General features: G+C 31.0%; 7 protein-coding genes. 4 read left to right on the forward strand and 3 right to left on the reverse strand.

Annotation, left to right across the window (positions count from 1 at the left end; translation table 11 throughout):
* Positions 1–32 precede the first annotated feature (32 nt).
* From addB to ACJDT4_RS15255, 3 genes are read left to right on the forward strand one after another with little or no spacing between them, the layout of a single operon-like run.
* Entirely contained in the window at positions 33–3,470 is a 3,438-nt protein-coding gene (addB, locus tag ACJDT4_RS15245) for a helicase-exonuclease AddAB subunit AddB (protein WP_406788431.1), read from the forward strand.
* Positions 3,463–7,200, forward strand: a complete 3,738-nt coding sequence (addA, locus tag ACJDT4_RS15250) for a helicase-exonuclease AddAB subunit AddA (RefSeq protein ID WP_406788432.1) — start codon at positions 3,463–3,465, stop codon at positions 7,198–7,200. The genes addB and addA overlap by 8 nt, the downstream gene beginning before the upstream one ends.
* Before the next feature lie 45 nt (positions 7,201–7,245).
* The gene (locus ACJDT4_RS15255; RefSeq protein ID WP_406788433.1) at positions 7,246–8,205 is read left to right on the forward strand and encodes a 3'-5' exoribonuclease YhaM family protein; all 960 of its coding nucleotides are present in this window, start codon (positions 7,246–7,248) and stop codon (positions 8,203–8,205) included.
* 34 nt (positions 8,206–8,239) lie between these two features.
* Here ACJDT4_RS15255 and ACJDT4_RS15260 read toward each other — a convergent pair whose 3' ends face one another.
* From ACJDT4_RS15260 to ACJDT4_RS15270, 3 genes are read right to left on the reverse strand one after another with little or no spacing between them, the layout of a single operon-like run.
* Positions 8,240–9,361 carry a DegT/DnrJ/EryC1/StrS family aminotransferase gene (locus ACJDT4_RS15260; protein ID WP_406788434.1) on the reverse strand — a complete coding sequence of 374 codons (1,122 nt, stop codon included), beginning with the start codon at positions 9,359–9,361 and terminating at the stop codon, positions 8,240–8,242.
* Between the two features lie 23 nt (positions 9,362–9,384).
* Positions 9,385–10,563: a DegT/DnrJ/EryC1/StrS family aminotransferase gene (locus ACJDT4_RS15265; RefSeq protein WP_406788435.1), complete on the reverse strand. Its 1,179-nt coding sequence runs from the start codon at positions 10,561–10,563 to the stop codon at positions 9,385–9,387.
* A 21-nt stretch (positions 10,564–10,584) separates the two neighbouring features.
* Positions 10,585–11,790, reverse strand: coding sequence for a MerR family transcriptional regulator (locus tag ACJDT4_RS15270; RefSeq protein WP_406788436.1), 1,206 nt, complete (start codon positions 11,788–11,790; stop codon positions 10,585–10,587).
* Between the two features lie 140 nt (positions 11,791–11,930).
* Between ACJDT4_RS15270 and ACJDT4_RS15275 the strand changes: the two genes are divergently transcribed.
* Positions 11,931–14,627: a peptidoglycan D,D-transpeptidase FtsI family protein gene (locus ACJDT4_RS15275; RefSeq protein ID WP_406788437.1), complete on the forward strand. Its 2,697-nt coding sequence runs from the start codon at positions 11,931–11,933 to the stop codon at positions 14,625–14,627.
* Positions 14,628–14,706: the final 79 nt, after the last annotated feature.

Genomic DNA, 14,706 nt, shown 5'->3' on the forward strand with positions numbered 1-14,706 from the left:
TGTATTGTTAACTGATAAGGGGTGTGTTGCTCATGAGCTTGAGATTTATCTATGGAAGAGCCGGCAGTGGCAAAAGCCAGTTTTGTATAGAAAATATGAATAAGAAAGTAAAGGATGGAGGCAATATGCCTCTTATTTTCATTGTACCGGAACAATTCTCGTTTCAATCTGAAAAAAATATATTAAATGTTATAGGTGAAAAAGCAGCTCTTAGAGTAAAAGTACTCAGTTTTAAAAGATTAGCTTATAAAGTGTTTAGTGAAATTGGAGGAGTAACTAGAAGTCATTTAAATTCTGCAGGAAGAAATATGCTTATATATCACATAATGGATAAGTATAAGGAAGAACTTAAAACCTTTAGTGCTGCAGCTCGAAAACAAGGCTTTGTAGATACTGTAGCAGAAAGCATAAGTGAATTTAAAAAATATGAAGTTACCCCGGATATCTTAGTGAATGTAATAAATAAAATAGAAAATGAAGAGCTTAAAAATAAATTATATGACTTAAGCCTTATTTATAGAGAATTTAATAATCTTATGGAAAAAAATTATATTGATCCAGACGATGATCTTACAGTATTGAGAGAAAAAATTGATTACACAACTGCCTTTAATGGAGCTGAAGTATGGATAGATGAGTTTTCAAGTTTTACTCCTCAACAATATAGCATAATAGAAAAGCTTATGAAAAAATGCTCTAGAGTAAATATTACTTTGTGTATGGATGGAGAAAGAAAGTTTACGGGAGCAGATATTTTTTCGGTAACAGAAAGCACAGAAAATAAAATACTTAAAATAGCTGCTGAAAATAATATAAAACTTGAAAAACCAGTATTTCTTAATAAAAAGCCTTTTCCTAGGTTTAGTGAAAATAAAGAACTGGCATTTATTGAAAACAATTTATATGCTTTTCCATATGAAATATTTAAAGAAAAAACATCTAATATAAAGATATATAATTCGGCCAATAGTTTTTCTGAGATAGAAGGTGTTGCAAGGGAGATAATATCGCTTTGTAGGGACAAAGATTATAGATTAAATGATATAGCTGTAGTGGCAGGAAATCTTGAAAGCTATGAAAAGGTAGTTTCTGTTATTTTTAAAGAATATGGAATACCATATTTTATGGACCAAAAAAGAAGCATAGAAGATAATAATCTTGTAGTTTTAGTGAATTCAATAATGGAAGTGTTTGTTAAAAACTGGTCTTACGAAGCAGTATTTAGATATCTTAAATCTGGCTTTTCAAATATAGAAGCAGAAGACATAGATTTAATAGAAAATTATGTTCTTGCAGCAGGAATAAAAGGCAGAAAAAAATGGGTTCTTATGGATAGCTGGGATTATAATATTTATGATAATGATTTTGAAAGAGAATGTTCCGAAGAGACTCAGCAGAAATTAATTAGAATTAATGATATAAGAAAAAAAATAATTGAACCCTTTAAAAATTTTAGAGAAAAAATAGTGAGAAGAAATACTGCAGCTGAAATATGCACTGCTTTATTTGAGTTTTTAAATGAGATAGATGCTCCAGAAAAGGTTGAAAAGCTTATAGGTGAGTTTAAAGAAGAGGGAAAGCAAGTACTTGCTAATATATACAGTCAAATTTGGAATGTAATAATGGAACTCATGAATCAGATTGTAGAAGTAATGGGAGATGAAAAGGTAAATCTTGATAAGTTTTCAAAAATACTTTTAATGGGTTTTAAAGAGCATGAAATGGGGTTAATACCTTCCTCACTTGATCAGGTTATAGTTGGAAGTGTAAGTCGTTTAAAAAGTCATTGCATTAAAAATTTGTTTATAGTTGGTGTAAATGATGGGATTTTTCCATCAGCAGGACTTGAGGAAGGCATACTCTCGGATAATGATAGAAATTTACTTTTAGAAAAAGGTGTTGAACTTGCAAAGGATACAAAAACAAGGGCTTTTGAAGAGCAATTTTTAGTATATACAACACTTACTAATTGTTCTGATAATTTAATTGTAAGTTATCCAATGTCAGATATTGAAGGGAAATCTTTAAGACCATCAATAATAATAAATAGATTAAAAACCTTGTTCCCGCTAATGAATGTACAAAGTGATATTATAAAAAGTGAAGATGACGAAGAAAATGTAAACTTAATTTCCTCACAAATACCAACCTTTAATGAAATGGTATTTGCTTTTAGAAAAAGCATTGATGATAATTATAGAAGTGAGCTTTGGAGAGATGTGTATAGATATTATTCTAAAGATGAAAAGTGGGCTAATATATCTGAAAATATTTTATCTGGAATGTTTTATACAAATCAAGTTGATTCAATAAGCAAAGAGAAAGCCGAAAAGCTTTATGGAACAAATCCTAAAATGAGTGTATCTAGATTTGAGAAATATATTGCATGTCCTTTTGCTTATTATGTTCAATATGGGTTAAAGCTCAAGGAAAGAAAAATGTTTAATTTAACAGCACCAGATATTGGTTCTTTTATGCATAAGGTAATAGATGAGTTCTGTGTTGAAATAAAGAAAAACGATATAAAGTGGCAAGATGTGGATGAAAAAATTAGGGAAAGAATTATATCAGATATCGTTGCTAGGGAAATAGGAAATAATGATAACTCTATATTTAATAGCTCTCCTAAAAATGCTTATTTTACAGGGAGAATAAAAAGAGTTCTGTTAAAAACTTCTGAAATTGTTACAGAGCATTTTAAGAGAGGAAATTTTGCACCAGTTGGTTATGAAGTTTCTTTTGAAAACGGAGGTAATTATCCGCCAATAATAGTGGAAATTGACGGTGGAAGAAAAGTGGTTTTAACAGGTAGAATTGATAGAATAGATATGCTTGAGAAGGATGGCAAAACCTATATAAGAATTATTGACTATAAGTCTGGAAATAAAATATTTAAATTATCAGATGTATATTATGGTCTTGAAATTCAACTTTTATTGTATTTGGATGCAATAATGGAGAATGAGGGTGAAAATATATTTCCAGCGGGTGCACTTTATCTCAAGATGGATAATCCTGTTGTAAAGAATAAAAAGGATATGACAGATGAAGAGATAAGAGAAGAAATATTAAAAAGTTTTAAAATGAAGGGACTTTTACTTTCTGATCCAGATATAATAAAAGAAATGGATAAGGAAATGGAAGGAAGTTCTGTAATTATACCAGCTTCCATAAAAAAGGATGGAAATCTTGGAAAATCTTCAGCTATTAGTAGCAGCCAGTTTGAGCTTTTAATAAGTCATGTAAGAAATGTAATAATGGAAAACTGCAATAAGCTTATAGATGGGAATATAAAAATAAATCCTTATAAAAAGAAGGAAAATACTCCTTGTGAATATTGTATATATTCTTCAATTTGCAGGTTTGATATGGAGTTTGAAGACAACAATTATAGATATATAGATGATAAGAAGGATGATGAGGTTTGGAAGCTTATTGAAAGTGAAAAAGGAGAGGAGGAAAATGAGTAAAAGTATGTGGACTGATGAACAACTTGAGGCAATAAATTCAAGGGGCTCTAACCTCCTTGTAGCAGCAGCTGCTGGTTCTGGTAAAACTGCAGTACTTGTTGAGCGGATAATAAAGATAATAACCGATGAAGAAAATCCAGTTGATATAGACAGACTTTTAGTTGTTACTTTTACAAATGCGGCGGCATCAGAAATGAGAGAGAGAATAGGAAAGGCAATTTCAGAAAAGCTTTATAAAAATCCAAATTCTAAAACAATTCAAAGGCAGCTTGCACTTTTAAATAAAGCTAAAATAACAACTATACATTCTTTTTGCCTTGATGTAATAAAGAACAATTTTCATTATATAGATATAGATCCGGACTTTAGAGTTGGTGATGAAACTGAAATGGTTCTTTTAAAAAATGAAACTCTTGAGGAATTATTTGATGAAAAATATTTAAAAGCTCAAGAAAATAGTAATTCTATGTTTTTTCAACTTTTAGAAAGTTATTGCAGTAATAAAAATGATTCCGTATTGTTTGAAACTGTAATGAATTTATATAATTTTGCTATGAGCAATCCTTGGCCTTATGAATGGATTAATTCTATGGTTGAAAAATTTAATATAGATGAAAACTTTGAATTTGGAAAGTCAGAATGGGCACAGGTTTTGCTTGCAAATATAAAAATGGAGTTAGCTGGATTGAAGCGTGCTTCTTTTAATGCTCTTAACATAATAGAAAATGAGCCAACACTTGAAAGCTATGCTCAAACCTATAAAGAGGAACTTAATATGCTAGATAATCTTATAAGTAGCTGTGATGATTATAATAAGCTCTATAAGGCTCTAAGCGGTGTTTCTTTTAACACTTTGAAAAGATGCGGTAAAGACGTTAATAAGGAGAAGCAAAAGTTAGTTAAAGATATAAGGGATAATGTAAAGAAAAAGCTAAACGATATAGCTATGAATATAACGTCAAGGGATGGAACCTCAATCAAAAATGAAATAAGCAAGCTGTATCCACTTATGAAGGCGCTCGGGGAGCTTGTAATTGAATTTAATGAAAAGTACAGGAGAAATAAAAGTAAAAAAAATACAATAGACTTTAACGATTTTGAGCATATGTGTCTTGATATTTTAACTGAAAAGGATGAGGAAAACAATATAAAACCTTCTAGGGCAGCTCTTGAGATAAGAGAAAAGTATGATGAAATACTAATAGATGAATATCAAGATAGTAATCTTGTGCAGGAAGTAATAATGGGAACAATATCGAAAAAGTATACAGACAATCCTAATTTATTTATGGTTGGAGATGTTAAACAAAGCATATATAGGTTTAGAAAGGCAAATCCAAGGCTATTTCTTGAAAAGTATAATACTTATGAGAAAGATGAAAATTGTAAAAATAGAAAGATACTTCTCTACAAAAATTTTAGAAGTAGAAAGGAAATATTAGACGGTGTCAATTTTATTTTTAAACAGATAATGTCACCTACTGTAGGGGAAATGGATTATACTGTTTCAGAATTTTTAAATCTTGGTGCTAATTATAAGGAGTTTGATTTAGAAAATGAAAAGATAAATAGAAATATAGAACTTTATGTTATTGAAAAAAGTAAAGAAGAAACACAAGAGGAAGATGAAGAAGATATTTCTGATATAATGCTTGAAGCTAGAGTGGTTGGAAAAAAGATACTTGATATGGTACAAAACAGCGAAGAAGATAAAAGCTTTTTTGTATTTGATAAAGAAAAAAACAGCTATAGAAAGGCTCGATACAAGGATATTGTCATACTTTTACGTTCAACAAAGAAATGGTCAACTGTTTTTTCAGAAGAATTAAAGAGAATGGGTATACCTGTATTTGCTGATTCAAATTCAGGTTATTTTGAAAATCCAGAAATAAAAACCATGCTTTCTCTTTTACAGGTAATCGATAATCCAATGCAGGATATACCTTTTGCTGCAGTATTAAGGTCTCCTATAGGCGGGTTTTCAGTGGAAGAGTTAATAGATATAAAGTCTTTTGAAGGAGATACCTTTTATGAAAAATTTCTAAATGGTAAAGAAGCATGCGATGAGAAAGTGGAAAATAAACTTTGCATGAAAATATCCTATTTTATTGATAAGTTAATTAGGTGGAGAAAAGAAGCCTTATACATGCCAATAGATGAATTTATATGGCATTTATATACTGAAACTGGGTATTATGGATATGTTGGGGCAGTCAAAGGTGGAATGCAGAGACAGGCAAACTTGAGAATGCTTTTTCAAAAGGCAAAGGTTTATAGTGAAACCAGTTATAAAGGTTTATTTAACTTCATAAACTTTATAAATAAAATAAAAGTCAGCAGTGGTGATATGGGAAGTGCAAAGATACTTGGAGAAAATGAAGATGTTGTTAGAATAATGAGTATTCACAAGAGCAAGGGTCTTGAATTTCCAATAGTGTTTGTATCTGGAGCTGGAAAGAATTTTAATTTAATGGATATGAATAAAACTATACTATTTCATAATGAACTTGGTTTTGGACCTGATTATGTTGATTTAGAAAAGAGAGTTTCATACGGAACACTTATGAAAGAGGCAATAAAAAACAAGATAAAGCTGGAAACATTATCAGAAGAAATGAGAATACTGTATGTTGCATTTACTAGAGCAAAAGAAAAACTCATAATAACAGGTTTAACAGCTAACCTTGAAAAAGCTGCCTTAAAATGGGCCAGTGCAGTTAATATCAGCAGTGAGAAGATTTCAGAAGATGTAATAATTAAGGGTAAGAGTTATTTAGATTGGATATGTACGTCACTTATAAGGCATAAGGATGCTTCAATTTTAAGGGAAGCTGCAGGAAAAGAAATAGAAAATAGCAATTTTATTTGTGATGAATCTAAATGGGAAGTATCTCTTTTAAAGAGAAGTGAAGCAATAGGATTATGGAATAACGAAGAAGATGAAAAACTAGATAAATTGGGCTTATTTTATACAAAGCTTGAAGAAATAAAAAATTCGCCCCATGAAAGTTGCTATTATGGTGAAATAGAAAGAAGACTCAATTACAAATATAAATATAAAAAAGCCGCTAAACTACCATCACTACTTTCTGTTACAGAATTAAAAAGACAATTTTCTGAAGAAGAGGAATATGGAGTAAGGATGTTTATGCCATCACTAGCTAAAAAACCAACATTTCTTGAGCAAATTAAAGGACTTACCGCTGCAGAAAAGGGTACGGTATTTCATTCTGTAATGCAGCATTTAAATTTTTATGCAGATGGTGGTAAAATAGATATGCAAGGTATAAAAGCTCAAATTGATAACATGGTAGCAAGTGAAATAATAACTGATAAACAAGCAGAAACTGTAAATGCAAAAAAAATACTTAAGTTTTTAAATAGCGACATAGGAAAAAGAGTTCTTGCTGCCGAAAAGGTATATAAGGAGTTTCCGTTTCAAGTTAGGATTAAAAGTACAGATATATACAAGGAATTAGAAAAAGATTTATACGAAAATGAAAATATAATTGTTCAGGGTATAATTGACCTGTATTTTGAAGAAGAGGATGGAATTGTGCTTTTAGACTATAAAACTGATTATGTTACAGATGAAGATATGGATAACATTAAAAAGCGGTATAAAATGCAAATAGATTATTATGGTGCTGCACTTGAGACTATAACTGGTATTAAGGTTAAGGAAAAATATTTATATTTATTTTATAATGGAATTACTGTAAAAATGTAAATAATTTAATTAAACTTAGTTGACTTTATGATTGGAGGAGTATCTTTGGAAAAAAAGACAATAAATCAATTTAAATCTGGTAATAGAATTGAGAGTTTTTTTATAATAAAATCTGTAGAATGCAGGGTTTCTTCTAATAATAAGAAGTATTTAGACATTACTTTTGGAGATAAAACTGGCGATATTAACGGAAAGCTATGGGATGTACAAGGAGAAGATGAAAATAAATATTCTGCAAATGCTTTAGTTAAAGTTAGGGCGGCAGTAATTGAGTGGCAAAATAATCTTCAGCTTAAGGTAGACAAAATAAGAGAGGCAGTTCCAGAGGATAATGTTCAAATATCTGATTTTGTTCCATCCGCACCATATTCATCTGATGAAATGTATGCACTTATACTTGAGTATATTGACAAAATTAAAAATGATGATATAAAAAATATTGTGTTTCAAGTTGTTGATGATGCTGGAGATAAATTAATGTATTGGCCAGCAGCTAAAAAAAATCATCATTCTGTTAGAGGTGGATTATTATATCATACAACTACCATGCTTAAAGCAGGAGAAAAGGTTTGTGAAGTATATACATTTTTGAATAGTGATCTAATATTTGCAGGTGCAATACTTCATGATATGGCTAAGCTTGAAGAGATGATATCTTCAGAACTTGGAATAGTAACTGATTACAGTACGGAAGGACAGCTTTTGGGGCATATAGTTCTTGGAGTTGAAAAGGTTAAGAAAGCTGCTGAAAAGGTTGGTGCAGATAAAGAAATTTCCATGATGCTTGAACATATGATTTTATCACATCACTATGAAGCAGACTATGGAAGTCCTAAAAAGCCAATGTTTCCTGAGGCAGAGGTTCTTCATCACCTTGATGATATGGATGCATCTATGTTTGATATGCAGAAGGCAATTGAAAATATTGAGCCTGGAACTATGTCAGATCCAGTGTGGTCACTTGATAAGCGAAGAATATATAAATCAAAATTTGATAAAAAATAAAGAGTTTTCTAAAATGAAAACTCTTTATTTTTTATTACTTTTTAAAAAACTCTAATATTTTGTCGCATACATAATTTACTTCATCTAAAGTTAATTCAGGATAAATAGGAAGTGCAAGTATTTCCTTTGAAATTCTTTCAGCTACAGGAAAATCACCCTTCTTGTATCCAAGATAACTAAAGCATTTTTGAAGATGAAGAGGCATTGGATAATATATGCTGGTTCCAATTTCATTTTCTTTAAGGAAAGCGTTAAGCTCATCTCTCCTATCAGTTAATATATTAAATGCGTAGTAAACAGGAGATTGATTTCCTTTGATTTTAGGAAATCTTATGTGTTCACACCCAGAAAGCCTTTCCTTGTATAAACTAGCAATTTTTTCTCTTTTACTTATAGCTTCTTTTATATATTTTATTTTTACAAGAAGTATAGCAGCTTGCATTGTATCAAGTCTTGAATTATAACCCAAATTATCATAATGATATTTTTTTGAAGCTCCATGAACCCTATATTGTCTAGCAAGCTCAGCTAAATTATCATCATTAGTTATAATCATACCACCATCACCGTAACCACCTAGAGTTTTAGTTGGGAAGAAAGAAAATACACCAAAATCTCCTATAGTTCCGGAATGTTTCATAGAATCTCCAGCTCCCTGCCATCTCATTCCGAAGGCTTCAGCGGCATCTTCAAGAACTTTTAAATCATGTCTTGAAGCAATATCCATTATCTTATCCATATCAGCCATCTGACTGAAAAGATGTATAGGAAGAATACCAACAGTATTGTCGGTTATTTTTTCTTCTATTTTATTAGGATCAATACATATAGTATCGGGATCAATGTCTACAAATACTGGTTTTCCACCGTGTCTTGCAATACATGAAGCAGATGCAAGAAAAGTGAAGGGTGAAGTTATAACTTCTTTTACATCTTTAAAACCAAGTATATCAGAACTTAAAACTAGTGCATCTGTACCAGAAGCTACACCAATAGCATGCTTTGCACCTGTAAATTCTTCAACAGCTTTTTCAAAATCTTTTACTTGTTGTCCTAGAGTTGCTATTCCGTTTTTTAGAACATCATGAATAGCTGTATCAAATTCTTTTTGTTTTTCAGTGTATTCTCTTTGTGAGGTATAAAATCCTACTTTCATAGCTATAAAACGCTCCTTTTATATTATTTTACTTTTTCAACAGCTTTTATTACTTCATTTATAATGTATTCTGCAGTTTCAAGTGAAAGTGTAGAATATAGAGGAAGAGTAATTTCATTTTTGTATTGATCAAATGTGTTAGGATAATTGGAAATAGAATATCCAAGTGATTTATAATAAGTGAACATTGGAATAGGAGTATAATGAACATTAGTAGGAACTCCTACTTCAGCAAGCATTTCTATTACCTTATTACGCTTTTCTTCTGTAAAATCTTTTATTCTAAGTAAGTATAGATGATAAGATGATTCACGCGAAGCATCCTTGAGGCAAGGAACGATTGCCCAAGGTTTGTCGCTTAAAGCTTTATTATATAAAGAGACCAAAGCTGCTCTATGCTTTAACATTCCTTCATAACGTGTAAATTGGGCAAGACCTATAGCGGCCTGCATGTCAGTCATGTTGCATTTCATACCATCAGTTAAAATATCATACTGCCAAGCTCCAAGCTTAGTCTTTGCAAGAGCATCTTTTGTTTGACCGTTTAAAGCAGTATATTTAAATACCTTATAAAGGTCATCAAAACCGTGGAAATGATTATTGTTAAAGGTTACTGCTCCACCTTCAGCAGTAGTGAAGTTTTTTACTGCATGGAAAGAGAATATGTGAAAATCAGCTTGACTTCCAACTCTTCTTCCTTTATATTTTGCACCAAAAGAGTGAGCGGAATCGGAAATTAAAATAATATCTTCTCTGTTAATTTTCTTAAGCAAGGCTCTTATAGCATCATAATCTACTGGAAGTCCAGCTATGTCTACTGAAAGAATAGCTTTTGTTTTAGGAGTTATAGCAGCTTCTAATTTATTTATATCAATTAAAAAGCTATCTTTAGCAACGTCTACATATGTAGGTTTTATGCCTCTATGACATATTACATTTGAAGTTGAAGCATAAGTATAAGGAGTTGTAATAACTTCATCTCCTTCTTTTATATCCATTACTCTTAATACAAGTTCCATACCGGTTGTATCACTTGAAACTGCAACTGCTTTTTCTGTTTCACAGTATTCTGCTATTTTCTTTTCAAATTCAACAACTTTTGGACCAGATGTAATCCATCCTGATTTAAGGACTTTTACAACTTCTTCTATTTCCTTATCTGTTATATCTGGTGGTGAAAATGGAATGTTATTACTTTTCATATTAATTATCTTCCTTTCAAATTAAGACTTTTTTATTGTTTTAAAGAATCCTGTATCCTTAGTGATGTGGATTCCATTGGTGTTAGCTATTTCATTTCTTAAAAAGTTTAAAAAATTAATTATTTTTTTCTTATCTGTGAGCAGACTCTTTATTTCTGGTAAAGAAAAAATATATTCTGCAAGAGGTTCTGCTTTAGTTACAATTAAACTATCTTCATAACGTTTAATTTGGACCTCACTAAACCATTTTTCTATAAGCTTTTTACCATTTTCTAGTTGGAAGCTTTGAGTAGCATCCCAACTTTTACAGTTTAAGAGTGAAGAATCAAATTTAGCAGCAATTTCTCTCATTTCATGAAGGTGTTTTTTACCAACTGTAGAGGCATAAAATTGTCCACCTACTTTTAAAACCCTAAATATTTCAGAAAGAGCTTTTTCTTTATCTGTAACATGATACAGCATATGATTAGCAATTACTATATCAAAAGTACCATCCTCAAAAGGAATATTTTGAACATCTACTACTTTAAACTTAGCTTTTCCTTTAAATACCTTTAGATTATTTTTTGCATCCTTAATCATCCCACTTGAAAAATCCGTTAAAGTTAATTCTAAATCAGCTGGTATTTTTTTTATATTTTTGAGCCACAGAGAACCATCTCCACAACCAACTTCTAATATTTTTGATTTTGGTTTAATTGTAAGCTCATCAAAAAACCAGTTCATCCATCCATAATTGTTTGTACTGTAAAGCTCATGTATTTTTATTCTTGCTCTGAGATTTGAGGCGTTTTCATATTGAAGAAGCCATTTTTTATCCTGATTAACTACATTAATTATATTTATGAATTTATCCCAATTGAAATCATTTTCGTTATCCAGCATATCCAAGGTTTCATCTATAGAACTTATTACAGTATTTATATGATGAACTTTCCTTTTCATTATTTCCTTTTGGATTTCAAGAGATTTTCTTAAACTTTCATCGTACACATCAGAAGTCATTATATTTTTTATTTCATCTAGAGATAATCCTATAAACTTTAATGTCAATATTTTTTGAAGCTTAGGAAAATCATGTTTTGAATATAATCTATTTCCTAAAGGATTATGTGATGATGGCTTAAGTAAATTTATTTTATCATAATATCTTAGTGTTCTCAAAGTAATACCTGCTTTTTTAGCAAATTCACCTGTAGTATAAAATGCTTCTTTCAAAACTTTCACCTCTATTAAGTATAATAGCACATAACGTAACGTAATGTGCAAGAAAAAATTAAAAAAACTTAATTTACCAATAATAGTGAAAATGTGGTATATTATATTTATGTGTTAAATTGTTACATAAAGTTATAGGAGAAAATATTATGAATAAGAATAAAAAAAGGTTTTTCAATAGGTTTAATTTTTTGATTTCCATTGTTGTGGTTGTAACTGCAACTATATGTGTTAGGCTGGTAATGCTTCAGGTTGTTAACGCAAATGAATATAAGTCTCAAGCTAACACAAAGTCACATAAGTTTATAAAAGAAGTTGCAGCAAGAGGAGAACTAACAGATTCAACAGGCATAAAATTAGCCACAAATCAGCAAAGCTATAATATAACTTATATGGATACAGATTCAACAGAGAAAAGTTTTTATCCTACAATGGCAAAAGTATTTTATTTTTTAGATAAATATGGAGAAAATAAAAACGATAGTTTTCCAATTAAAGTAACACCAACATATTCTTTTGATTTTAATGTAACAGATGAAAAACAAATAAATGCTGCCAAGATAAGATTTTTAAATGATAGGGGTGGCTTTAGGGACGACATAATAAAAAATTTATATGGAGCTTTAAAGTGGAATAAACTTACCAAGGTTCAAAAGAATAATGTAGATAAATATCTTTTAAAAATGTCACCCGAATATGTTTTTAATAGACTTAAAAAGTTATATAAGATTCCTAGCAACTATAGTTTCAATGTGGATGGGAATAGGATAAGTAAAAAATGTACATTAGACGATATAAGAAAGTTTATGGTTGTAAAAGATGCGGTTCAGATGCAAAGCTATTCTGGCTATAAGCCGGTTGATATTGCAAGTAATATAAAAAAAGAAACTGCTATAGCGTTTATGCAAAAATTAAATGAACTTCCAGGGATAGATGTTGAAGAAGAACCAATAAGACATTATCCATATGGAAAACTTGCTTCAAATGCCATAGGTTATATTGGTAAAATATCTGCCTCAAGTGATGATGAAAGTGATTCGTATGCAGAAAGAGGATATGATGTAAGCTCTGATCTTATAGGAATATCTGGACTGGAGTCAGCAGAGGAGGATAGATTAAAAGGTACTGCTGGTGGAGAAGTTGTAGAAGTGAATAAGAGTGGAAGGGTAATAAATAAATTTGCAAGCAAAGATTCCTATCCTGGACAGAATATAAAAACAACTATAAATGCAGATGTTCAATATACAGCTGAACAGGCACTTCAAAAAGTAATGAAAAGCTTACGTGATAGTCCGGGAAATGGAGAAAATGGATCTTATACAGGAAATGCTACAAGAGGAGCAGCAGTAGCTGTGGATATGACAGGAGGTGTTATAGCTCTTGCACAATCGCCAAATTTTAATCCAAATGATTTTGCTGACCCAAATGGACTTTCTGATGCAGCAAAGAAGAAGTATTTTCCAACTGTAGAAGATCAAATAAAAAACTTAAGCATTCCAAGTGATTTAATAGATACATTATTTCCAGTAGATAAAAGTACCGGGAAAAGAACAGATGCCTATGATTATCTTCCAAAACCAATGTATAATTATCCTGTTATGGGACTCACTCCTCCGGGATCAACCTTTAAAATGCTTACTGCAATAGCTGGACTTGAAACTAAAACTATAGATCCCTATGCTATATTTGATGACCAAGGAAATTATGATGACGGGCATGGAGATAAAAGAACGTTTAAATCTGATGGTCCTCTTGGTCCACTCGATTTAGTTAATGCTATAGCACATTCTAGTAATCCTTATTTTATGACAGCATCGGAAATGATTAGAAAGGCATTTGGGTATGATAAAATAGCTGAATATGCATGGAAATTTGGTCTTGGAGTGCAGCCGAATTCGGGAGTGACTCCATCAACTGGAATAGAAATAAAGGAAAATTTCGGTCAGACTTTTAATACTTATAGCAAGAAAATTAGTCTTGGACAGCAGGCAGCCTGGGAAGTTATAAATGATCTTAAGGATAGAAAGTATTCTAAAAAAGCTCAATCAATAGATCTGCACACCAGTAATTCGGACAGTAGTTCTATTGCAAGTTTAAAAGCAAATATAAAGGACAAAATAAAAAGCTATGTTATAAATGGCAAGTTTGATAAGGAAGAGTTTTCTGCACTTTTGAATAAATTTGCGCAGACCACTGGTATTTCGATTTCTGATAGTGATATGGAGGATATATCAAAAGGAGCTAAATCTGATGTAGAAAAGCAAATTGAAAATGGAATTGTTCCTGGAGATATTCACAGTGCAGCTATTGGGCAGGGAGATGATAACTTTACTATGTTACAGCTTGCAAACTATGTTGCAACAATAGCTAATGGTGGTAAGAGATATAAAGTGCATTTAACTAATGAAGTAACAGATCCTGTTACTAACAGTGTAGTATTTAAATATAATCCTCAAGTTATATGCGATACTGGCGTTAGTAAGTCTACTCTTGAGCAGGTAATAAAAGGAATGGGGCTTGTTAATACTATAGGTACTGCTGAGGGGAAATTTGATGGGTTGCCATTTACAACAGCAGGTAAAACAGGTACTGCAGATGCCTTTAGCCTTGATTTTCAACAGAAAATACAAAGATCCTCCTATGCTGTTTATTTAGGATTTGCACCAGTAGAAAATCCTAAAATAGCGGTTGCTACTGTAATATACGATGGAGGCTTTGGTAATCAAATAACTAATGTGGCTAGAGCCATTTATGAATCTTATTTTAAGAATGTAGAAAAAATGAGCAGTGTACCTGAGGATGTTATTGGTAGTACGAAAGCACAGCCGGAGGTTGATAATCCTTGATCTCAGTTTAAATAAAATTTAAAGCATATAAAAACAATGGTGTTCAACCTTATTGAAGGCCATTGTTTTTTTGTAGCTA

It is taken from the genome of Clostridium neuense, from assembly GCF_045310695.1.
Lineage (GTDB): Bacteria > Bacillota > Clostridia > Clostridiales > Clostridiaceae > Clostridium_S > Clostridium_S neuense.

Bases quoted from the DNA above. Each gene is read 5' to 3' on its own strand.
- addB (WP_406788431.1), top strand. From the start codon at position 33: ATGAGCTTGAGATTTATCTATGGAAGAGCCGGCAGTGGCAAAAGCCAG.
- ACJDT4_RS15275 (WP_406788437.1), top strand. From the start codon at position 11,931: ATGAATAAGAATAAAAAAAGGTTTTTCAATAGGTTTAATTTTTTGATT.
- ACJDT4_RS15265 (WP_406788435.1), bottom strand. From the start codon at position 10,563: ATGAAAAGTAATAACATTCCATTTTCACCACCAGATATAACAGATAAG.
- addA (WP_406788432.1), top strand. From the start codon at position 3,463: ATGAGTAAAAGTATGTGGACTGATGAACAACTTGAGGCAATAAATTCA.
- ACJDT4_RS15260 (WP_406788434.1), bottom strand. From the start codon at position 9,361: ATGAAAGTAGGATTTTATACCTCACAAAGAGAATACACTGAAAAACAA.